The sequence below is a fragment of the Nevskia sp. genome, assembly GCF_021732705.1.
In the GTDB taxonomy this organism is placed as follows: Bacteria; Pseudomonadota; Gammaproteobacteria; order Nevskiales; family Nevskiaceae; genus Nevskia.
Window position 1 is genome coordinate 218810 of the sequence record NZ_JAKFUM010000016.1, and the last position, 21496, is coordinate 240305.

Here is a 21496-nt window from a genome sequence, read left to right on the forward strand (position 1 = left end):
AAATGTGGGATTGCAACCCGGTTTCCGACACCTCCCGATGACCCCATCCGACCGACGGAACCCCCCGCCGCCCGCTTTCTGCGGCCGAATCGTTCGCGCAGCCGCGCTGTGCTGCGCCTTGCTGCTGCCCGGTCTTGCGTCCGCGTTCGATCTGAATGATGTCGCCACCCGCGCCAAGGCCTTGGCGGCACAGCCTTTTCAGCGTGCGGAAGGCCGCTTGCCGAAGGAACTGCAGCAACTCGGCTACGACCGCTACCGCGACATCCGCTTCAAGGGCGAGCGGGCGCTGTGGCGTGCCGAAAAACTGCCGTTCGAGCTGCAGTTCTTCCACCAGGGCTTGTATTACGACCGCCCGGTGAAGATCCACGAAGTCAGCGGCCGCGCGGTGCGCGAACTCAAGTTCAATCCGGACGACTTCGACTACGGCGAGAACAAGGTCGACCCGGCAACGTTCCGCGACCTCGGCTACGCCGGTTTCCGCGTGCATTACGCGCTGAACACGCCGAAGTACAAGGACGAGGTGCTGGTGTTCCTCGGCGCCAGCTACTTCCGGGCGCTCGGCAAGAACCAGCGCTACGGCCTGTCGGCTCGGGGGCTCGCGATCGACACCGGGCTGATTTCCGGCGAGGAGTTCCCGCGCTTCACCGAATTCTGGATCGTCAAGCCGGAAGCCAACGCCAAGGAATTGGTGATCTACGCGCTGCTGAACTCGCGCCGTGCGGCCGGCGCCTACCGCTTCGTGCTGAAGCCGGGCGGCGAGACGGTGATGGACGCGAGATCCCGCCTGTTCCTGCGCGAAAACGTGTCGAAGCTCGGCGTGGCGCCGCTGACCAGCATGTTCTTCTTCTCCGAGAACCAGCCGTCGGACAACGACGACTATCGCCCGGAAGTGCATGATTCCGACGGTCTTTCGATCGCTTCCGGCACCGGCGAGTGGATCTGGCGACCACTGGTGAACCCGAAGCGACTGCTGGTGACGAGCTTCACGATGTCGAACCCGCAGGGCTTCGGGCTGATGCAGCGCGACCGCGAGTTCGATCACTACGAAGACCTTGAAGTGCGCCACGAACTGCGGCCGAGCCTGTGGATCGAGCCGAAGGGCAACTGGGGCACGGGCCGGGTCGAACTGGTGCAGATTCCGACGCCGGACGAAACCAACGACAACATCGTGGCCTACTGGGTGCCGGATGCGCCGGCCACCGCCGGGGCGCCGATCAGTTTCGATTACACGATGCGCTGGCAGATGGAGAAGGATCGTCGGCCACCGACGGCCTGGGTGCAGCAGACCCGGCGTGGCCGCGGCGGCTACCAGAAGCAGAACGACGGCAGCATCGGCTTCGTCATCGATTTCGCCGGACCGGCGCTCGACAAGCTAGGGCCGGACGCCAAGGTGGAAGGTGTGGTCTCGGTCGACGGCAACGGCGAGCTGCTCGAACGTCAGACCTATCGCAATGACGCCACCGGCGGCTGGCGCGTGAGCCTGCGCCTGAAACGCGTCGACAACGACAAGCCGGTGGAAATGCGGGCCTACCTCCGCGGCGACAACAACACGCTGTCCGAAACCTGGAGCTACGTGCTGCCCGCGAACTGACGCGGACCGCTCGCCTCATGACTGCCCTGCCCTCGTCGCCGCCCGCGTCTGCCGCTGCCGCCTATCTCGATCGGCTGCGGCTGCCGAAAGACCTGCATGACGCGCTGCTGGCCGGCGCTGAGCAGGCGGCCGATCCGCTGGCCTACATCCATGCGCAGCTGGCCGGCGACAGTTTCGATTCGCAGAACCCGTCGTTCGGCTCGATCGCCCCGCGCCTGAAGCAGGCACTCGTCGGCGCCAAGCGCGGCGGCAGCGAGGTCCACGAAAATCTCGCATTCACGTCCGATGTCCAGGGACGCGTCCGGCTGGCGACGATGCCGCCGGTGCAGCGGGCGTCGTTCAGTACCCGGCCGTGGTCGCCGAATCCGATGAAGCAGCTGTTCCGGGCGATCGGCCGGCTGCTGCTCGGCAATCGCGGGCCGATCGCGGCGGTGGAAGCGGCGACGGTGCCGGCCCCGGATTCGCCGGAGCCGGTCGGCCGCTGGCATGTCGCGGCGTCGATCCGCCGCTTCATCCTTGTCTTCCTCGTCATCGCCCAGACGATTGTCGCCACGTATTACATGACGGCGGTGCTGCCGTATCACGGCACGCACTTCCTCGAAGTGCTGATGCTGATCCTGTATGCCGTGCTGTTCGGCTGGGTCTCGGCCGGGTTCTGGACCGCGATGATGGGCTTCCTGCAACTGCTGATCGGGCAGGACCGCTACACGATCAACTCGTCGTCGGTGCCGGATACGCGCCTGCCGGACAGCGCGATGACCGCGATCCTGATGCCGATTTGCAACGAGAACACCGCCCGCGTGTTCGCCGGCCTGCGCGCGACCTATGATTCCGTCATGCGCAGCGGGCAAGGCCATGCCTTTGATTTCTATATTCTTTCTGATACGTCGGACCCGGACATCCGGGTCGCCGAGCTGGAAGCCTGGCTGACGCTGTGCCGCGAGGTCGGCGGTTTCGGCCGCATCCACTACCGGCGCCGCATCCACCGGATCAAGCGCAAGAGCGGCAACATCGCCGACTTCTGCCGGCGCTGGGGTTCGCGCTTCAAGTACATGGTCATCCTCGATGCCGACTCGGTGATGAGCGGCAACTGCCTCGTGCGCCTCGCGCAGTTGATGGAAGCGAACCCGAGCGCCGGCATCATCCAGACCGCGCCGCGCGCCGCCGGCCGCGAAACGCTGTATTCCCGCATCCAGCAGTTCGCGACCCGCGTCTACGGCCCGCTGTTCACCGCCGGCCTGCACTTCTGGCAGCTTGGCGAAAGCCATTACTGGGGCCACAACGCGATCATCCGCGTCGCCCCGTTCATCAAGCATTGCGCCCTGCCCCGCCTCGAAGGCCGCGGTGCGCTGTCCGGCGAGATCCTGAGCCACGACTTTGTCGAAGCGGCACTCATGCGCCGCGCCGGCTGGGCCGTGTGGATCGCATACGACCTCGACGGTTCTTACGAGGAAATGCCGCCGAACCTGCTCGACGAACTGAAGCGCGACCGCCGCTGGTGCCAGGGCAACCTGATGAATTTCCGGCTGTTTCTGACCTCCGGCCTGCACCCGGCGCACCGCGCGGTGTTCATGACCGGCGTCATGGCCTATCTGTCGGCGCCGCTGTGGTTCACGTCGCTGGTGCTGTCGACGGCGCTGCTGGCGGTCCAGACGCTGGCGGTGCCGCAGTACTTCACCGAGCCGAACCAGCTGTTCCCATCGTGGCCGGAATGGCATCCGGAGTGGGCGATCGCGCTGTTCTCGGCGACTGCGACCCTGCTGTTCCTGCCGAAGATCCTCGCCGTGGTCGTCATCCTCGCAAAAGGCGCCCGCAACTTCGGCGGCGGCGTCACGCTGACCGTCAGCATGCTGATGGAACTGATCTTTTCGGCGATGCTGGCGCCGGTGCGCATGCTGTTCCACGCGCACTTCGTCACCGCAGCGCTGCTCGGCATCGGCATCCAGTGGAAATCGCCGCCGCGCGAGGATTCGCAGACGCCGTGGTCCGAAGCGATTGCCCGCCACGGCTCCGGCACGGTGCTCGGCATCGCCTGGGCCGCGCTCGTCTATTACCTGGAACCGGCATTCCTGTGGTGGCTGCTGCCGGTCGTCGGCGCCCTGATGCTGGCGATCCCGCTGTCGGTCTGGTCGAGCAAGGTCACGCTCGGCCGCCGCTTCCGGGCCGGGCGCTTCTTCCTGATCCCCGAAGAAGCCGTGCCGCCGCGCGAACTGCGCTGGACCGCGCTCGGCTTCAAGCGCGCCCCGGAATACGGCGACTTCAAGGCCGCCGTCGCCGACCCGATCGCCAACGCGCTGGTCTGCGCCGCCGGCACGGCGCGGGCCTTCCAGTCCGAGGCGACGAAGGCCCAGCGGCGCGATTTGCTGCACACCGCACTGGTCAACGGGCCGGAATCGCTCAGCTTGATGCAAAAGAACACGCTGTTGACGGATTCAATCGCTTTATCAAGACTGCACCACCTGGTCTGGACATCGGCTGAGGCCAACGAGAGCTGGGGCACCAAACCGCACCCGGCCGTGTCATAAATGCTTCAAGCCGAAGTCATCACAATTCAACGCGACGTTCATAGAGTGCAGCCTACGTTCGTCGGAGCGATTCATGTCCGCAGTGATTGAAACCAGCAACGCCGAAAGCACGCCCCGCTTCTATGCCGGGTTTGCCGTCACGCCGGCGGAAATTGCCGAAACGCAGCGCCTTCGCTACCGCATCTTTGCCGGCGAGATGGGTGCCGACATCGACGGCGGCGACGAAGGCCTCGATACCGACCACTACGACGCCTACTGCCGCCACCTCACCGTGCGCGAAGGCGGCAGCAACCGGCTGGTCGCCTGCACCCGCATCCTGACCGACGACAAGGCCCCGCTCGCGGGCGGCTTCTATTCGGCCGGCGAATTCGACCTGAAGATGATCGATTCGCTGCGCGGCCGAGTCATGGAAGTGGGCCGCACCTGCGTCGACGCCGAATATCGCAGCGGTGCCGTGATCGCCGTGCTGTGGCAGGCGCTCGCCGAATTCATCATCCGCAACGAGTTCGACTACCTGTTCGGCTGCGCGTCGATCGGGCTGGAAGATGGTGGCGCCAACGCCCACGCCCTGCTCGAGCAGATCAAGCAGAAGTACATGGCCGAGCCGTGGCAGCGCGTCCGCCCGCTGATTCCGCTGCCGGTGGCGGATGCCCGCCCGGCCGGTGACCGCGCGCCGCGCCTGCCGCCGCTGCTGAAGGCCTACTTCAGCCTCGGCGCCAAGGCCTGCGGCGAGCCGTACTGGGATCGCGACTTCAACTGCGCCGATGTCTTCGTGCTGCTGAACGTGTCCGACCTGCATCCCCGCTACGCCCGGCACTTCATGGACCGCTCGAAGATCGAGGAGAACACGATTGTTGCGGGTCACGCTTAAAAGCCTCCGCATCGTCTCGCACCTGATCGTCGGGCTGTTTCTCGCAGCCCTCGTCAACCTCGACGGCCGCGGTCGCTTCTCGCGCGAGAACCTCAGCACCTGGTGGCATCGCGTGCTGCTGCGCATCCTCGACGTGAAGCTCGAAGTGCGCGGCACGCCGATGACCGGCACCCGCGTCATCGTCTGCAACCACATCTCGTGGCTCGACATCCCGGTGGTCGCCGCGTTCGAAGCCACGCGCTTCGTGTCGAAGGCGGAGGTCGGCGAGTGGCCGGTGATCGGCTGGCTCGCGAACGCCGCCGGCACGTTCTACATCCGTCGCGGCTCGGGCGGCACCAAACAGCTGATCGAGGCGATCGACGACCATCTCGGCCACGATTCGATCGTGTTCTTCCCGGAAGGCACGACGACCGATGGTTCGATCGTCCTGAAGTTCCAGCCGCGCCTGTTCGCGACGGCCATCGAGACCCAGCGCCCGGTGCAGCCGGTGGCGCTGCGCTACAGCCCGGCCGCCAATGGCACGAAGACCGCACCGTTTGTCGGCGACGACGATCTGGTCAGCAACATCTATCGGCTGCTGAAGAACGGTCCGATCACGGCCGAAATCATCTATTGCCCGGTGATTTCGCCGGAAGGCTTCGACCGCGCCGCGCTCGCGCACGAGACCCACACCGCGATCTGTCTCGCGATCGCGCCGGATTCGGTCCGCACCGTCACCCCGCGCGACGCCCGCAAGGCCATCGCGGCCTGAGGTTCGACGGGCTCGGGGACGCTGTTGCGGGTCCTCGTTCGGAAACGGCGGCGTAAACTACGCGGCATCCCGGCTTCCCGAGTTCTCTGGTGTCCCAGCCTCCCAACGAGCGTCCCGTTCAGCCCCCTGCCGTTCCGCTGGCGTCGATCGTCACCGGCGTCAAGCTCCGCGCCGCCGACAAGATGGCGCGTGTGCCGATCAAGATCGAACCCACGGTCACGCCGCTGCGCAAGCCGGCCTGGATCCGCGCCAAGCTCGGTGAATCGACCGAAGTCGCCAAGATCAAGCAGGCCCTGCGCGCCAACGGCCTGCACACGGTCTGCGAGGAAGCGAGCTGCCCGAACCTGTCCGAATGCTTCGGCAAGGGCACGGCGACGTTCATGATCATGGGCGACATCTGCACCCGGCGCTGCCCGTTCTGCGACGTCGCCCACGGCCGCCCGAACGCGCTCGATGCCGACGAGCCGACCAAGCTCGCCCGCACCATCGCCGACATGCGCCTGCGCTACGTCGTGATCACCAGCGTCGACCGTGACGACCTGCGCGACGGCGGCGCCGCGCACTTCGCAGCGTGCATCGCCGAGGCGCGCAAGGCTTCGCCGAAGCTCGTGATCGAAGTGCTGGTCCCCGATTTCCGCGGCCGCATGGACCCGGCACTCGCGATCTTCAAGGACAACCCGCCGGACGTCTTCAACCACAACCTCGAGACCGTGCCGCGCCTGTACAAGCAGGCCCGCCCGGGTTCGGACTACGACTGGTCGCTGGACCTGCTCGAACGCTTCAAGGGCCTGCATCCGACCGTGCCGACGAAGTCCGGCCTGATGCTCGGTCTGGGCGAGGAGATCGAGGAAATCGAACAGGTCATGCGCGACCTGCGCGCGCACGGCGTGAACATGCTGACTCTGGGCCAGTACCTGCAGCCGTCGAAGCACCACCTGCCGGTGGTGCGCTACGTGCACCCGGACGAATTCGAGCGTCTGCGCGTGCTCGGCGAAGAGATGGGCTTCGACCACGTGGCCAGCGGCCCGATGGTGCGCTCGTCCTACCATGCCGATCAGCAGGCGCACGGCGTGCTGGCGGAGGCCGCGGCGCAGGGCTGAGCGTCCGGTAGTTCGCGTCTCGCGCCGCAGCGGCATTCCGCCGCCGCGGCGCGGGCGTCAGGCGACGGTCACCTTCACGTCGACCGTCATGCCGACGTAGTCCTCGGCCGCACCGGTGTAGCTGCCGGCCAGCGGCACGGCCTGGGAGGCATCGCGCGCCACCGCGACGCGGATCAGGTTGTGGCCGCCGAACAGCGCGTTGGTCGGATCGAACTCGACCCAGCCAGCGCCCGGCAGATAGACCTGCACCCACGCATGCGTCGCGCCGCCACCGACCACGCCGACATCGGCGCCCATCAGGTTCTGGTCGTACAGATAGCCGGACACGAACCGCGCCGCGAGCCCGAGGCTGCGCACCGCCTCCATCATGAACACCGCGAAATCGCGGCAACTGCCAGTGCCCTTGTCGAGCGTCTCGACCGGCGTCTGCACGCCCATCTCCTCGCGCCGCGCGTACGAAAACTGATCGCGAATCGCGATGTTGATCGCGTTGAGCACGTCGAGCGTTTCCGGATCGCCCTCCTGCCGCGCGAACGGCTTCGCCCACAGATCGACGCGACGATCCGGATCCGGGTAATGACGTTCGGTCGTGCGACCTAGATCGGCCATTTCCTGCGAGGAGTACGTGAACGGCAGGAAGCGTGCGAACTCCTCCAGCGACAGGTTCACCGGCCCGCTGGGAAAATGCTCCGCGCGGAAGCTCGACACGAACGACAGCTCCGAGGCCGGTTCAACGAAGCTGGCGATGGCGATGGAGTTGCCGAAGACATCGTGCAGCCAGCGGACATTCGCCGCCGGCGAGATCGACAAGCCGGTCTCCAGCAGCCGCAGGTCATGGCTGTCACGCGGCCGGCACATCATCAGGTGATCCTGAAACTGCACCGGCTGGGCGTAGCGATACACCGTGGTGTGCTCGACGGTCAGGACGGTCATGCCGACGCTCCGGCACCGGCATTCGCGATGGATCGCTCGCCCGAGGCGGCTGCGTGGTCGCCGCGAAGACTGATGCGGCCGTTGCCGTGCGAGACCGGCCGCACTACTTGCGCGCGCCGAAGAACAGCAGCCCGCCGAGCACCATCGCCGCGACACCTGCCCAGACCGGCACGTTGACCGTCTCCTTCTCCTTCACCGACAGCTCCAGCGGCCCCAGTTTCACGTCGTGCGTGTCCTTGGTATACGCAAAGCTGCCGTAGCCGAGGCCCAGCGCGCCAAGCACCACCAGCGCCAGTCCCGCCAATCTGATCGGATTCATCGTGCATTCCCTGTCATGTGCCACTGCGACGGTCGACCCGATCGGTTCGATGACGCCGCCTGCCATCTTGCGCGCAATCGGGTGCGCGCGTTTGTTCGGTCTCAGACAGAAGGCTGCTCGCACGCTGCCGCGCGACGCGGGTTGTGCAGTGGCCGAGGCCAATCCCCGATTCGGCAACACGGCGCCGACCTGATCCGCGTGAGCGATTGCCCCGCTGTTCCGAATCACCCGCGCTCGACCTGTGTGGCCTGCCGTACAGAAACCGGGCACTTGATCCGTTGTGATCGCCGGCCGAAACCCACAGCGCCGCGCGCGTCGACATGGCACCGAAGCCCACGCCCCAGCACAACCACCTTCTGGCGGCACTGACGCCCGATGTCCAGCTCCGTCTGTTTCCCTATCTGGAACTGGTGCCGCTTCCGCTGCGCGGAGTGCTGTATGAATCCGGCCGTCCGATGCGCCACGTCTACTTTCCGACGGACTCCGTGATTTCACTGCAGTACGTCATGGAGAACGGCGCATCGACCGCCATCCTGGTCGTCGGCAACGAAGGACTGCTGGGCATCACCTTGTTCATGGGCGGCGAAAGCACGCCGAGCCGGTCTCTGGTGCAAAGCGCGGGCTACGCGTATCGACTGCCCAGGCATCGCGTCCGGGAGGAATTCAACCGCCACGGGCAATTGCTGATGCTGATGCTGCGCTATACGCAGGCACTGATCACGCAAGTCGCGCAGACCGCCGTGTGCAATCGCCATCACACCATCGACCAGCAACTCTGCCGCTGGCTGCTGCTGTCGATGGACCGCCTGTCCCACAATCACCTGACGATGACGCAGGAATTCATCAGCCACATGCTCGGCGTCCGCCGCGAAGGCGTCACCCAGGCCGCGCTGAAACTGCAGCAGCAAGGCGTCATCTCCTACGCGCGAGGTCTGATCAAGGTGCTGGACCGGCCGAAACTCGAGAAGCTGAGCTGCGAGTGCTACAGCGTCGTCAAGAAAGAGACCGACGTGCTGCTCGACTACATTCCGCAGCGCGCCGTGATCACGAACACCGACAGCATCCCCGTCGTGAAAATCCGGACCGCGTGACACCGCGCACCGGGTGGGACGGGAGTCGATCACCCATCCGTTCCCCAATCTAGCGAATGGGTGAAAGGCATCGTGGCTGCCGTGTGCCGTGGGCGGGCCGTTCAAACCGCGCCTTCATCGGCGTCGACAGTGCGTCGAATCAAGCGGCAGGTCGCAATGCGACATACACGCTGACAGACCATCAATTGCGTCGTATCGCCTGCGCCGCCTCCATTCCGTCGATCCCGCTCCGTGCGCTGCGATGCCCGGCGTCACGCGGAGGGCCGAGAGTCAAAAGCCAAGGCAAAAGCAGAGGCCCGCGCGAGGCGGCGCAGCCGCCATACCGTTACCGTTGAAGTTCAGCCTTTGACGTTCGGCCCCCTTGACCAAGCCGAGCATCGCAGAACAGGGCGGCTAGGCCCCAAAGGGGGCGAGGCAGGAGCCGAAGCCTTTTTGCCGCGCCAGGGATGGCGCGTCGAAAAGCCCCGACGTGTCCGAGAAGCACAGGGCATCGGGTCGAGCTTTCGCTTCTCGCGACCCGACGCAGCGACAAAGGCGCATTCCTTTTGGTGACTTTTCCTTGTGCGTTTCAAGGAAAAGTTACCCGCGCGACAGCGCGGAATAGTTTGGTGCGGCCAGATCAGTCAAGGAAGCAGGCGGCACCGAATCCGTCGGGATGCGCCATGAAACCGCTTTCCCGACCTACGCGGGCTTACGTAGGCCACTTGCCGTACGTACGCAACGCTTTGCGAAGCCCGACAAAAAGCCAAAATGATGTAAACGGCCAAAGCAAAAGACCAAATGCTAAGGGATGAGGCGTAATTCCAAAGCCAACCATGCCCAAGATAGTTATTTGCCCGGGCGAAATTGCTGAGCTGACATCCATCGCCAGCACGCCAATCAAGCTTTGACCAAGAAACGCAAGAACGATGCTGGCAAATGCAACGAGCACCTTCAGCATGGCCATTCCTTCGCGCTCCAACGCCAATTAACCCCGAGGCAAATCCGCCAACTTCACCACGCCAGCATTCGCATACGCCGCCACCGGCACACTCTTCTCGATCAGCAACTCCCGCAACGCCTGGATCGCCGGGAAAATCTCCTGATTCCAATCTTCGCCCTGCGCATCGAACGCCGCCTGCTCGGCTTCGACGATATGCGTGTCCTGCCCGAAGATGCCGTTGGTGAACGCGACGATGAACGGCCAGATCACGTGGATCATTCCCGGGATCGGCGGCTTGCGGATCATCATCAGGCCGTAGGTCTGGTTCTTCCGCTGCGCTGAATCGGTCGGCCAGTAGCAGTTCCACAGGTCCAGCGCCGGCTCATCCTTCGGGCTGCCGGCGGTCCAGAATTTCAGGGTCTGATACGGGTATTCAGTGCGGATCGTCATCATGTCGATCGAACCGTCATCGACCTTCGCGGCGCCCTTGCGGTTGATCATGAATCGCTCGCCCAGCGGCTGCTTGCCGGCGGCGCGGCTGAACGTGTAATCGCACTCCACCCAGCCGTCACCCTTGCGGACGTCGAGGCAGGTGGCGCGGATCGAGCCCATCAGGCTGCGGTGCAGGAACTGATGGTTTATGTCCATCAGGTTCTCGTGCATGAAGCTCCAGTGGCAGCCGATCGTGCGATCGAGCGTGCGGGTCTTGTACTCGCCCTTGGCGAAGGTCGAGACGTCCGGAAACGCGTTGAAGCCGGGGGCGGAGGTATCGCCGGGATAGACGAAGACGAAGCCGTAGGCCTCGCGCACCGGATAGGCCTTCACGCCGTTCGGAAGCTGCTTGCCTTCGTCGAGATACGGCACGTTGACGCAGGAGCCGGTGCGGTCATAGGTCCAGCAGTGGTAGTGGCACTGCAGGCGTTCGCCGCGGACCACGCCGAGCGACAGCGGGACCTGGCGATGCGCACAGCGATCTTCGAGCGCGAACAGTTCGCCTTTTTCCGGACGGACGATGGCGATCGGCTCGCCGGCATAGCTCACGGCCAGCGACTTGCCCGCCTTGACCTGGCCCGAGCGCGCCAGCGGGTACCAGAAATTCGGATCGAGCCCGGATTTGCGAAGGTCCGCCGCGTCCCGTTGCGGTGCCGGTGCGTACCGGCGGATGGCGGTGATGTTCGACATGGGCAACGGGCTCCGAAGAATGGAAAGAGGACAAAAACGAGCCTAGCACGCCAAAAGCGGGGCTTTCGCCTCCATCTTTCGGAAAAGCGACGGTGAACCGACCGAGGGTGGCGGGCCGGGATCGCCGCGCCTTCCGGCCCGTCGATCCCGCCCCTGCGGCGAACCCGTATCAGCCCTTCAGCAGCGGCTTCAGGAAGCGACCGGTGTGGGACCGCTTGATCTTCGCGATGTCTTCCGGCGTGCCGGCACCGACGATCTCGCCACCGCCGCTGCCGCCTTCCGGGCCCATGTCGATGATCCAGTCGGCGCGCTTGATGACATCGAGGTTGTGCTCGATCACGACGACCGTGTTGCCGGCATCACGCAGGCGGTCGAGTACCTTCAGCAGCTGGGCGACATCGTGGAAATGCAGGCCGGTGGTCGGCTCGTCGAGGATGTAGAGCGTGCGCCCGGTATCGCGCTTGCTCAGTTCCTTGGCGAGCTTCACGCGCTGCGCTTCACCGCCGGACAGGGTCGTCGCGTTCTGGCCGAGTTTGACGTAGCTCAGGCCGACATCCATCAGCGTTTCCAGCTTGCGCGCCAGCGCCGGCACCGGCTTGAACAGGGCGAGCGCGTCCTCGATGGTCAGTTCGAGCACGTCGTTGATGCTTTTGCCCTTGTAGCGGATCTCCAGCGTCTCGCGGTTGTAGCGCTTGCCCTTGCAGGTGTCGCAGGTGACATAGACATCCGGCAGGAAGTGCATTTCCACCTTGATGACGCCATCGCCCTCGCAGGTCTCGCAGCGGCCGCCCTTGACGTTGAAGCTGAAGCGGCCGGCCTCGTAGCCGCGCTCGCGGGCCTGCGGTACCTGCGCGAACAGTTCGCGGATCGGCGTGAACAGGCCGGTGTAGGTCGCCGGATTGGATCTGGGCGTGCGGCCGATCGGCGACTGGTCGATGTCGATGACCTTGTCGAGATGCTCCAGCCCTTCGATGCCTTCGCACGCCGCGTGACGGGTGCCAGCGTTGTTCAGCGCGCGCGCGGCGTAGCCGAGCAGCGTGTCGTTGATCAAGGTCGACTTGCCGGAACCGGAGACGCCGGTGACGCAGGTCATCAGGCCGATCGGAATCTCGGCGGTGACCGACTTCAGGTTGTTGCCGCTGGCGCCACGCAAAACGATCTGCTTCTTCGGATCGCGCTTGTGGCGGGTCTTCGGCACCGGGATGCCGACCGCGCCCGACAGGTACTGGCCGGTCAGCGACTTCGGATTGGCCATCACCTGCGCCGGCGTGCCTTCGGCGACGATCTGGCCGCCGTGGACGCCGGCACCGGGGCCGATGTCGACCACGTAGTCGGACTGGCGGATCGCGTCCTCGTCATGCTCGACGACGATCACCGTGTTGCCGATGTCGCGCAGGTGCACCAGCGTTTTCAGCAGGCGCTCGTTGTCGCGCTGATGCAGGCCGATGCTCGGTTCGTCGAGCACGTACAGCACGCCGACCAGACCGGCACCGATCTGCGAGGCCAGCCGGATGCGCTGCGCTTCGCCGCCGGACAGGGTTTCGGCGGAGCGCGACAAGGTCAGATAATCGAGACCGACGTTGTTCAGGAAGCCGAGCCGCGAGCTGATTTCCTTGAGGATCTTGTCGGCGATCTCGCCCTTGTGGCCGGGCAGCTTGAGCTGCTGGAAATGGATTTCGGCGTCCTTGACCGATTTCGCGACGACGTTCGGCAGGCTCGTGCCGGCCACGAACACATGGCGCGCCGAGCGGTTCAGGCGCTCGCCATGGCAGTCCGGGCACGGCTTGTCCGACAGGTACTTGGCCAATTCCTCGCGCACCGCCACCGATTCGGTTTCCTTGTAGCGGCGTTCGAGGTTCGGCAGCACGCCTTCGAACTTGTGGATGCGGGTGACGATCTTGCCGCGCTCGTCCGGGTACTCGAAGGCGATCTTGTCGTCGCCAGAGCCGTACAGCACCGCGTTGCGGGCCTTTTCCGGCAGCTTGTGGAACGGCTTGTCGGTGTCGAACTTGTAGTGCTTGGCCAGCGACGACACCAGCGCCCAGTAGTACGGATTGCGGCGGTCCCAGCCGCGGATCGCGCCCTCGGCGAGGCTGGCATCGGGATGGGTGACGACGCGCTCGGCGTCGAACACCTGCAACTGGCCCAAGCCATCGCAGGTGGCGCAGGCGCCGCTCGGCGAATTGAACGAGAACAGGCGCGGTTCGAGGTCTTCCAGCGAGTAGCCGCAGTGCGGGCAGGCCATGCGGGCGCTGAAGGTGATGTCCGGCGTCGCGTCGCTGGCGACATGCGGCGCGACCAGCGCCAGCCCGTCCGACAGCCGGAGTGCCGTCTCGAACGACTCGGTGATCCGCTGCTTGATGTCCGGCCGCACCTTGAAGCGATCGACGACGATCTCGATGTCGTGCTTCAGCTTGCGGTTCAGCGTCGGCACGTCGTCCAGTTCGTAGACCTTGCCGTCGACTCTGGCGCGGACGAAGCCCTGCGCGCGCATCTGCTCGAACCATTCGGCGTGCTCGCCCTTGCGGCCGCGAACCACCGGCGCCAGCAGCATCCAGGCCGATTCGGCCGGCATCGCCAGCACGTGATCGACCATCTGCGCCACGCTCTGTGCTTCCAGCGCCACCGCCGGATGATCCGGGCAGTACGCGGTGCCGACGCGGGCATAGAGCAGGCGCAGGTAGTCGTAGATCTCGGTGACCGTGCCGACCGTCGAACGCGGGTTGTGACTGGTCGATTTCTGCTCGATCGAGATCGCCGGCGACAGGCCCTCGATCGAATCGACATCGGGCTTCTGCATCATCGAGAGGAACTGCCGCGCGTAGGCGCTCAGACTTTCGACATAGCGACGCTGGCCTTCGGCATACAGCGTGTCGAACGCCAGCGAAGACTTGCCGGAACCGGACAGCCCGGTGATGACGATCAGCTGGTCTCGCGGCAATTCGAGCGAGATGTTCTTCAGGTTGTGGGTGCGCGCACCGCGAATGCGGATCGAATCCATGGACGGGAGGGGGCGAAAGGGACCGGTAACTATATCGGGAAAGGGCGGGTCGACCCTGCCCGTGCGTCCGACAAGCGCCGGATGGCCGCTCGCCTCGCCGCGACGAGACACAGCTCACCCGCCCGCGGGCCAATCTGGCGATAATGCGCATTCGGATCGGGCTGCCTGCGGTACGCGGCCCCCGATCCGCTTCCCCACACGAACTACGAGCGGCACGGAGGCAACATGGCACGCGGAGTCAACAAGGTCATCCTGATCGGCAATCTGGGCAAGGACCCGGAAGTGAAGTACTTCCCGAACGGAGATGCGTTCTGCAACTCCACGCTCGCCACCTCCGAATCGTGGAACGACAAGGCCAGCGGCGAGAAGAAGGAACGCACCGAGTGGCACAACGTCGTGTTCACGCGGAAGCTCGCGGAGATCGTCGGGCAGTATCTGAAGAAGGGCTCGAAGGTCTACGTCGAAGGCTCGCTGCGCACCCGCAAGTGGCAGGACAAGGAAGGCCAGGACCGCTACACGACCGAAATCGTCGTGCAGGACATGCAGATGCTCGACGGCCGTGGTGCCGGCGGTGGCGGCGGCGGTGGCATGGACGACGACTACGGGCAGCCGATGGCGCGCAGCGCCGCGCCGCCGCGCAGCAGTGCACCGGCCCGCAGCAGCGCCCCGCCGTCCCGCGCGCCGCAGTCGCAGGCGGCACCCTCGAACGATCACTTCGAAGACGACGACATCCCGTTCTAGGATGGAGCGCGGCCGCCGCGCCTGACCTGGATTCCACGCGGAACCGAATCGCCTTGCGCAGACTCTGAGCGCAGGCGTTTCGATTCGCCCTGACCTGCCCTGACGTGCTGAAAAAGCCCTTCCACTTCTGGCTGCTGGCGCTGACCTTTGCGGTCGGCCAGTGGCTGGCCGTGGTCCACGGCACGCAGCACGCGCTGAATTCCGGCGACCAGCTGGTTGCCTGCGAAGTCTGCGTCGCCGGGCATGCTTCCGCCGGCCCGCCGAATGCCGATCTGCCGGTGGCGCTGCTGCCGCTGCGGATCGAACTGCCGACGCGCGCGCTGCCGCAGCCGCGTCGCGATGCCCCTGCCCTGCTGCCGCCGCCCCGCGGCCCGCCGATCCCCCTCGCCTGACGAATCGCTGTTCCTTCCGCGCGCGCCGCCACCGGCCGCGCCTGATTTCGTTTTTGCGAGGAATTCCATGTCTGTTTCCGTTTCGCGCCGTCTGGCGCGTCGCGCGGCCGTTGCCGCGCTGTTTCCGATGTCCCGTTTCCGTCTGCTGCCGTTGGCCGCTGCCGCGTTCGCTTTCCCGCAGGTTGCGCTGGCGGACGACGACAGCAAGCCGGTCGTCGAGCTGGATGCCGTCACCGTGCGCGCCAATCCGCTCGGCAAGACCTCCGACGAACTGGTGCAACCGACCACCGTGCTGTCTGGGGAGGAACTGGATCGCAAGCGCGCCAACACCATCGGCGAAACGCTGGAGAACGAGCCCGGCATTTCCAGCACCGACTTCGGCAGCGGCGCCGGCCGTCCGGTGATCCGTGGCCAGGCCGGACCGCGGGTCGAGATTCTCGAGAACGGCGTCGGCTCGCTCGATGTGTCCGATGTCAGCCCGGACCACGCCGTGGCCGTCGACACCGCGCACGCCCGCCAGGTCGAGGTGCTGAAAGGCCCGGCGACCTTGCTTTACGGCAGCCGGGCCTCGGGCGGCGTGGTCAACGTCATCAACGATCGACTGCCGACGGTCGTCGAAGACGGCCTGCATGGCTCGATCGAGACCCGTTACGGCAGCAATGCCGACGAGCGCAGCGGCAATACCGAGCTCGGTTACGGCGTTGGCCATCATCAGTTCCATCTCGATGCCAGCGCGCGCAAGGCCGGCGAGTACGACATTCCGGGCACTGCCGGTGTCGATGGCAGCGGCAGCCGGGGCTTTCTGGCGAACAGCCGGGCGCAGGCCAGTTCCGGCGCGCTGTCGTATGGCTACATCGTCGGCGGCAACTCGTTTTCGGCGTCGGTCAGCACCTTCAACACCGTGTACGGGCTGCCGTCGGAAGAAGAGGCCTTCATCAATGCCGACCAGACCCGCTACGACGCGCAGGCCATCCTGAATCGTCCGCTGCCGTTCATCGACTCGATCAAGCTGCGCGCGGCGTACAACAGCTACGGCCATACCGAGTTCGAGGACGCCGCGACTCCGGGCACCGTGTTCAGCAACAAGCAGAACGACGAGCGCATCGAGATCGTCCACCAGCCGCTGTTGGGCTTCCGGGGCGTGTTCGGCGTGCAGCACGACTACCGGCGGTTCAGCGCGGTGGGCGACGAAAGCTTCGTGCCGCCGACCCGCTCCCTGCAGATCGGCGCGTTCCTGATCGAGGAGCGGCCGTGGAAGCACGGCAAGTTCGAGATCGGCGCCCGCATCGAGCGCGACACCAACCGGCCGGACAACGGCGACGGTGGCGAGCGCCGCAGCCGGAACTTCACGCCGGTCAGCGTCTCCGTCGGCTCGATCTTCAACCTGACACGTCACGACCACCTGAAGCTGTATTACAGCCGGGCCGAGCGCTCGCCGGTGCCGGAGGAGATCTACGCATTCGGTCCGCATGGCGCGACCGCAACCTACGAGCGCGGCAACGCCAATGCCACGATCGAAACCGCCAACAATTTCGAAATCGGCTTCGATCATCACGACGAACGGCTGAGTTTCGAGCTCAACGGCTACTACAACAGCGTTCACGACTATCTGTTCCTGCAGGAAATCGATGCCGGCTTGAATGCCGACGGCAGCGGCGTGGGCGCGATCGACGGCGCGGCGGACCGGGTGGATTCCAGCGGCACGATCGACCCGGACGGCGAATTCCTGCTGGTGGACTACCGACAGGCCAATACCCGCTTCTACGGCTTCGAAGCGCAGGCGAGCTATGCGCTGGTCATCGACGGCCCGTACACCCTGAGCGTGCGCGGCTTCGGCGACAAGGTGATCGGCGAGGTCAACAGCGGCGGCAACCTGCCGCGCGTGACGCCCAGCCGTTTCGGCTTCGGCTTCGACGGCAAGTACCGGCAGGTCTCGGCCTCGCTCAGCTACACCCGTTCGCAGGCGCAGGACCGCATCGCCACGCTCGAAACCAGCACTGGCGGCTACAACCTGCTGGGCTTCGACGTCGGCTATGGCTTCAAGCTGACCGAGCACGCGCAGTCCGACAGCGAAGTGTTCCTGCGCGGGCGAAACCTGCTGAACGAGGAGGCTCGCCGCCATACCTCGTTCGTCAAGGACGTGGCACCGCTGCCGGGCGCTTCGGTGTTCGTCGGGATCAGGCTCGCGATCTAGGCCCGCTCCGCGCGATCTGAAGACCGCCGGCGACAGGCCAGGCCCCGGCCTGTCGCCAGCGGCAGTGCTAATCTTTCGCCCCCATGAATCCCTCGCCCGACCTCGCCGACCCCGCTGCCGAGCCGCCTGTCCGCGGTCTCGATGCCCTGGCGATGCTGCTGTCGGGCCTGTGTCTGCTGCACTGCCTGGCGCTGCCGGTACTGGTGGCGGTGCTGCCGCTGGCGGCGTCGTCGCTGGTCGTCGACGAGCGCTTTCATCAGTGGCTGCTGCTCGGTGCGGTGCCGACCAGCGTGTTCGCGCTCGGCTGGGGCTGGCGCCGTCATCGCAGTCCGCTGGTGCTGTGGCTGGGTTTCGTCGGGCTGATCCTGATGGTGTTCGCGGCGTTTGGCGTGCAGTTCGAGTGGATCGATGCCGCCGGCGAGCGGGCACTGACCGTCGCCGGGGCCGTGATGCTGGCAATAGCCCATTTCCGCAACTATCAGCTGCGTCATCACGGCCACGATCATTCGAGTCCGCACGCGCATTCCTGACGCGCGGGCATCCCTTCACCGCACCTGGATTGCCATGAAAGCCATTGTTTGCCGCGAACTCGGCGGCCCCGAGACCCTCGAACTGCGCGACATCACGCTGCCGCCGCCGGCCCCGAACGAGGTCCGCATCCAGGTCGCTGCCGCCGGCGTCAACTTTCCGGACACCTTGCAGATCGCCGGGAAGTACCAGTTCAAGGCAACGCCGCCGTTCACGCCGGGCGCGGAAGTCTCCGGCGTGATCACCGCCGTTGGCGCGAAGGTCAGCGCGTTCCAGGTCGGCGACCGGGTCGCCACGCTGATTCCGATCGGCGGCTATGCCGAAGAAGTGAACGCCCACGCCGACGGCGTGCTGAAGCTGCCGGATTCGTTCGATCTGATCGAAGCCGCCGGCTTCACCCTGGTCTACGGCACGACGATCCATGCGCTGAAGCAGCGCGGACAGCTGAAAGCCGGTGAAACGCTGCTGGTGCTGGGCGCTGCCGGCGGTGTCGGCCTGTCGGCGATCCAGATCGGCAAGCTGATGGGCGCGCGGGTGATCGCCGCTGCCTCGTCAGCGGAAAAGCTGGCGCTGTGCAAGGCGCAAGGTGCGGACGAGGTCATCGACTACACGAAGGAAAGCCTCAAGGAAGCGGTCAAGAAGCTGACGAAGGGCCAGGGCGCGGACGTGATCTACGATCCGGTCGGCGGTGAACTGGCGCAGGACTGCTTCTCGGCGATCAACTGGAACGGCCGCTATCTGGTGATCGGCTTCGCCGCCGGCACCATTCCGGAAATCGCGCTCAATCGGCTGTTGCTGAAGGGCGCAGCCGCGCTCGGCGTGTTCTGGGGCGCATTCGTCGTGCGCGAAGCCAAGCTCAATGCCGAAAACTTCGCCCAGCTCTTTGCCTGGCATGCCGAAGGCAAGCTGAAGCCGTTCATCTCGAAGCAGTATCCGCTGGCGAATGCGGCGGATGCGATGAACGATCTGCTGGCGCGCAAGGTCACCGGCAAGGCGGTGCTGGTGCCGTAGTCGGACCGGACGGCTGCGCTCGCGCATCGCGGACCGCAGCCGCACCGAGCGCAGTCGCGACCACCGCAGGTTCGGTTTCCGCCGATGAGCCCCTGCGGTTGTCGCGTGCGACGCAGTCCGGCTGAAACCGGACCTACGCGGGCACCGACTTCACATCAGGCAGCCAAGTCCTCCGAGACTTGCCAGCGCCGATGCCGAGCCGGGCAGCCGCCATCGTTCAATACGCGTTGTCGCCGCGCAGCACCGTGACGAAGGTCATGAACAGGATCTTGATGTCGAGCCACAGCGACCAGTTCTCGACGTAGTGGAGGTCCAGTTCGACGCGTCGCCGCAGTTGCTCGACGGTGTCGGTCGCCCCGCGCGAACCATTCACCTGCGACCAGCCGGTGATGCCCGGCTTCACCCGGTGACGGTGGGCGTAGGTATCGACGATCTCGTGCCCCAGCCGCTCCTCGGTGCGCATGTTGACCGCATGCGGGCGCGGACCGACCAGCGACATGTCGCCCTGCAGCACATTGATCAGCTGCGGCAGCTCGTCGATCGAGGTCTTGCGCAGGATGTTGCCGAGCTTGGTGATGCGGGGATCGGAGCGCAGGGTCTGCTGGATCACGCCGGCCGTGGCGCCGGAATTCGGCTCCCAGCGCATCGTGCGGAACTTGTAGATGAAGAACTCACTGTTGTTCCACGCGTGGCGGCGCTGGCGGAAGAAGATCGGGCCCGGGCTGTCGATCTTGATCAGGATCGCGACGATTAGCAGGATCGGCAGCAGCATCAGCGTGATCAGGCTGCCGAGGATCATGTCCTCGGCTTTCTTGATCACCGCATCCCACTTGCGGATCGGGCGATCGGCCAGCAAGGTCACCGGCAGACCTTCACCAACGTAGTTGATGACCTGGTTCGGCAGCTTCAGTCCGACCGACTCCGGCGCCAGCCCGACCGGCACCGCCAGCGTCTTCAGGGTATGCACGATCGACAGCACGCGATCATCGGCCGTTGACGGCAAGGCCACGAGAATCCAGTCGATGGTGCGGGTCTTGCCGAGCTCCAGCAGGTCGGCGATCGTGCCCTTCGGCAGGAACATGCGGCCATCGTTGCGGCTGCCGCGGTCGTCGAACACGCCGAGCAGTTCGATCTTGCCCGGCTGGCTCTGCAGCAGATGCTTGATCAGGCGATCCGCCAGCGGCCCGGCGCCGACCACGGCGATGGCCTGCGTCAGCACGCCGCGGGTTTCCAGATGCCGCAGATGCCGCGCCAGCAGCGCGCGCGCCGCCAGCGTGAACACGAAGCTCAGGCCGAGCCAGATCAGCGCCCAGGCGCGCGGCACGTCGTCGAGAATGCGCGAGGCGAAGCCGACCGCCAGCAGCACGCCGACGAATTTGGTCCACTGCGTCGTGAAGTTGCGCAGCAGTGCCAGATCGCGGCGGCGTTCCGGATCGGTGCCGAAGGCGCGGTCGTAGAGCACGAACGGGGCGAGAACGGCTGCCGCGAGCGCCTGCTTCTGGTTATCCGCCCAGGTCATCGGGTCGTATGCCACACGCGTGCCGAAGAAAGTGGCGTACAAGTATTCGGTCAGAAACGGCACCAGCAGCATGATCAGCACGTCCCACACCGGCAACAGATCGCTGGCCAGCGACACGAAGTCGTAGCTCAGCTTCCGCCGTGAGGACGACGACTCGTGCGGATTCAGTGTTTGGTCAGGCGTTTGAGTCATGGATGAGGGTCGCAGAGCCGGCAGGAGGCCGGAAACTTGAACATCGTCGTCAGTGACATCGAGGCAGCCCCGGACATCGCGACAGCCGCCGTCGCGACGGTAACTCGAAACACGCGGGTTGCCCTATGACTTTCCGCCAGGATCGAGCCGCAGGGCCGATATCTGGCACGGATTCGGCATCGATGGGCGAGGTAGCCAAGGATCATGCCGAGTGTACGTCATCGGATGCTTCACGAACACGTAATGGTGCGTTGCGATTCATGAAGTAGGCGTCGCCTTTTGATCGAGGTCTCGATACAACCCGTATTTCGCATCCATTCACCTCTCGGCGGCCAGAAGAACTTGCCTTGCGGCTTGCACAATAGTCAAAATCTACTGGCACAGAGGAATGTTAGTCTTGCTTAACTGACTGATTAACAAAGGCAAAAGTCGGAAAGTTTCTGTATTGCACTGCAGCATTCGGAGATGACCTGTCAAGCCCCGACCATGTCGTCACGTTCAATAAAAATGTCTGATCCAACGAAATTCAGGCGCGTTCCTCGCGGCAAAATTAATTTTATTGGCGCTTAACTGGGATCAATCTCGTCTGGATTGTGTTTTGTTAAAAAGTGTTTACACCCGTACACGAAGACC

The 21496-nt window shown here is 65.2% G+C and carries 17 protein-coding genes; 11 read left to right on the forward strand and 6 right to left on the reverse strand.

Annotated features, from left to right (window positions below; genetic code table 11):
- The first annotated feature begins 37 nt into the window (after positions 1–37).
- The 5 genes from QZ951_RS17440 to lipA all read left to right on the forward strand — a co-directional run bounded on the left by QZ951_RS17440 (position 38) and on the right by lipA (position 6838).
- Positions 38–1591 (forward strand): glucan biosynthesis protein G, encoded by a 1554-nt coding sequence (locus QZ951_RS17440; RefSeq protein WP_366943973.1) that lies wholly within the window; start codon positions 38–40, stop codon positions 1589–1591.
- A 17-nt stretch (positions 1592–1608) separates the two neighbouring features.
- On the forward strand, positions 1609–4116 hold the full coding sequence (mdoH, locus tag QZ951_RS17445; protein WP_293002936.1) for a glucans biosynthesis glucosyltransferase MdoH: 2508 nt from the start codon (positions 1609–1611) through the stop codon (positions 4114–4116).
- A gap of 73 nt (positions 4117–4189) precedes the next feature.
- The gene (locus QZ951_RS17450; RefSeq protein ID WP_293002938.1) at positions 4190–4987 is read left to right on the forward strand and encodes a GNAT family N-acyltransferase; all 798 of its coding nucleotides are present in this window, start codon (positions 4190–4192) and stop codon (positions 4985–4987) included.
- Positions 4971–5738, forward strand: coding sequence for a 1-acyl-sn-glycerol-3-phosphate acyltransferase (locus QZ951_RS17455; protein WP_293002940.1), 768 nt, complete (start codon positions 4971–4973; stop codon positions 5736–5738). The genes QZ951_RS17450 and QZ951_RS17455 overlap by 17 nt, the downstream gene beginning before the upstream one ends.
- Positions 5739–5884: 146 nt before the next feature.
- Entirely contained in the window at positions 5885–6838 is a 954-nt protein-coding gene (gene lipA, locus QZ951_RS17460) for a lipoyl synthase (protein ID WP_366943977.1), read from the forward strand.
- A 57-nt stretch (positions 6839–6895) separates the two neighbouring features.
- Here lipA and QZ951_RS17465 read toward each other — a convergent pair whose 3' ends face one another.
- Positions 6896–7771: a transglutaminase family protein gene (locus tag QZ951_RS17465; RefSeq protein WP_293002942.1), complete on the reverse strand. Its 876-nt coding sequence runs from the start codon at positions 7769–7771 to the stop codon at positions 6896–6898.
- A gap of 103 nt (positions 7772–7874) precedes the next feature.
- The gene (locus QZ951_RS17470) at positions 7875–8090 is read right to left on the reverse strand and encodes a hypothetical protein (RefSeq protein WP_293002944.1); all 216 of its coding nucleotides are present in this window, start codon (positions 8088–8090) and stop codon (positions 7875–7877) included.
- Positions 8091–8410: 320 nt separating this feature from the next.
- On the opposite strand from QZ951_RS17470, the gene QZ951_RS17475 reads away from it, so the two are divergent.
- Positions 8411–9181, forward strand: coding sequence for a Crp/Fnr family transcriptional regulator (locus tag QZ951_RS17475; protein ID WP_293002946.1), 771 nt, complete (start codon positions 8411–8413; stop codon positions 9179–9181).
- A 691-nt stretch (positions 9182–9872) separates the two neighbouring features.
- On the opposite strand, the gene QZ951_RS17480 is transcribed toward QZ951_RS17475, so the two are convergent.
- From QZ951_RS17480 to uvrA, 3 genes are all read right to left on the reverse strand, one after another.
- Positions 9873–10127 carry a hypothetical protein gene (locus tag QZ951_RS17480; RefSeq protein ID WP_293002948.1) on the reverse strand — a complete coding sequence of 85 codons (255 nt, stop codon included), beginning with the start codon at positions 10125–10127 and terminating at the stop codon, positions 9873–9875.
- Between the two features lie 21 nt (positions 10128–10148).
- Positions 10149–11285, reverse strand: a complete 1137-nt coding sequence (locus QZ951_RS17485; RefSeq protein WP_293002950.1) for an aromatic ring-hydroxylating dioxygenase subunit alpha — start codon at positions 11283–11285, stop codon at positions 10149–10151.
- Between the two features lie 169 nt (positions 11286–11454).
- Positions 11455–14286 (reverse strand): excinuclease ABC subunit UvrA, encoded by a 2832-nt coding sequence (uvrA, locus tag QZ951_RS17490; protein WP_293002951.1) that lies wholly within the window; start codon positions 14284–14286, stop codon positions 11455–11457.
- Between the two features lie 225 nt (positions 14287–14511).
- Here uvrA and ssb point away from each other — a divergent pair, with 225 nt between their 5' ends.
- The 5 genes from ssb to QZ951_RS17515 all read left to right on the forward strand — a co-directional run bounded on the left by ssb (position 14512) and on the right by QZ951_RS17515 (position 19152).
- The gene (ssb, locus tag QZ951_RS17495; RefSeq protein ID WP_293002952.1) at positions 14512–15027 is read left to right on the forward strand and encodes a single-stranded DNA-binding protein; all 516 of its coding nucleotides are present in this window, start codon (positions 14512–14514) and stop codon (positions 15025–15027) included.
- A gap of 104 nt (positions 15028–15131) precedes the next feature.
- A complete protein-coding gene (locus tag QZ951_RS17500) occupies positions 15132–15419 on the forward strand; it encodes a hypothetical protein (RefSeq protein ID WP_293002953.1) in 288 nt (95 codons plus the stop codon).
- 67 nt (positions 15420–15486) lie between these two features.
- Entirely contained in the window at positions 15487–17613 is a 2127-nt protein-coding gene (locus QZ951_RS17505; protein WP_293002954.1) for a TonB-dependent receptor, read from the forward strand.
- An 83-nt stretch (positions 17614–17696) separates the two neighbouring features.
- Positions 17697–18143 carry a MerC domain-containing protein gene (locus tag QZ951_RS17510; protein ID WP_293002955.1) on the forward strand — a complete coding sequence of 149 codons (447 nt, stop codon included), beginning with the start codon at positions 17697–17699 and terminating at the stop codon, positions 18141–18143.
- A 34-nt stretch (positions 18144–18177) separates the two neighbouring features.
- Positions 18178–19152: an NADPH:quinone oxidoreductase family protein gene (locus QZ951_RS17515; protein WP_293002956.1), complete on the forward strand. Its 975-nt coding sequence runs from the start codon at positions 18178–18180 to the stop codon at positions 19150–19152.
- Positions 19153–19369: 217 nt separating this feature from the next.
- Here QZ951_RS17515 and QZ951_RS17520 read toward each other — a convergent pair whose 3' ends face one another.
- Positions 19370–20863: an undecaprenyl-phosphate glucose phosphotransferase gene (locus QZ951_RS17520; protein WP_293002957.1), complete on the reverse strand. Its 1494-nt coding sequence runs from the start codon at positions 20861–20863 to the stop codon at positions 19370–19372.
- Between the last annotated feature and the right edge of the window lie 633 nt (positions 20864–21496).

Excerpts from the sequence above, each read along its gene's own strand:
- QZ951_RS17520 (WP_293002957.1), bottom strand. The coding sequence starts at position 20,863 with ATGACTCAAACGCCTGACCAAACACTGAATCCGCACGAGTCGTCGTCC.
- QZ951_RS17515 (WP_293002956.1), top strand. The coding sequence starts at position 18,178 with ATGAAAGCCATTGTTTGCCGCGAACTCGGCGGCCCCGAGACCCTCGAA.
- uvrA (WP_293002951.1), bottom strand. The coding sequence starts at position 14,286 with ATGGATTCGATCCGCATTCGCGGTGCGCGCACCCACAACCTGAAGAAC.
- QZ951_RS17465 (WP_293002942.1), bottom strand. The coding sequence starts at position 7,771 with ATGACCGTCCTGACCGTCGAGCACACCACGGTGTATCGCTACGCCCAG.
- QZ951_RS17485 (WP_293002950.1), bottom strand. The coding sequence starts at position 11,285 with ATGTCGAACATCACCGCCATCCGCCGGTACGCACCGGCACCGCAACGG.
- QZ951_RS17505 (WP_293002954.1), top strand. The coding sequence starts at position 15,487 with ATGTCTGTTTCCGTTTCGCGCCGTCTGGCGCGTCGCGCGGCCGTTGCC.
- mdoH (WP_293002936.1), top strand. The coding sequence starts at position 1,609 with ATGACTGCCCTGCCCTCGTCGCCGCCCGCGTCTGCCGCTGCCGCCTAT.
- QZ951_RS17475 (WP_293002946.1), top strand. The coding sequence starts at position 8,411 with ATGGCACCGAAGCCCACGCCCCAGCACAACCACCTTCTGGCGGCACTG.
- QZ951_RS17510 (WP_293002955.1), top strand. The coding sequence starts at position 17,697 with ATGAATCCCTCGCCCGACCTCGCCGACCCCGCTGCCGAGCCGCCTGTC.
- QZ951_RS17440 (WP_366943973.1), top strand. The coding sequence starts at position 38 with ATGACCCCATCCGACCGACGGAACCCCCCGCCGCCCGCTTTCTGCGGC.
- QZ951_RS17480 (WP_293002948.1), bottom strand. The coding sequence starts at position 10,127 with ATGGCCATGCTGAAGGTGCTCGTTGCATTTGCCAGCATCGTTCTTGCG.
- QZ951_RS17450 (WP_293002938.1), top strand. The coding sequence starts at position 4,190 with ATGTCCGCAGTGATTGAAACCAGCAACGCCGAAAGCACGCCCCGCTTC.
- QZ951_RS17470 (WP_293002944.1), bottom strand. The coding sequence starts at position 8,090 with ATGAATCCGATCAGATTGGCGGGACTGGCGCTGGTGGTGCTTGGCGCG.
- ssb (WP_293002952.1), top strand. The coding sequence starts at position 14,512 with ATGGCACGCGGAGTCAACAAGGTCATCCTGATCGGCAATCTGGGCAAG.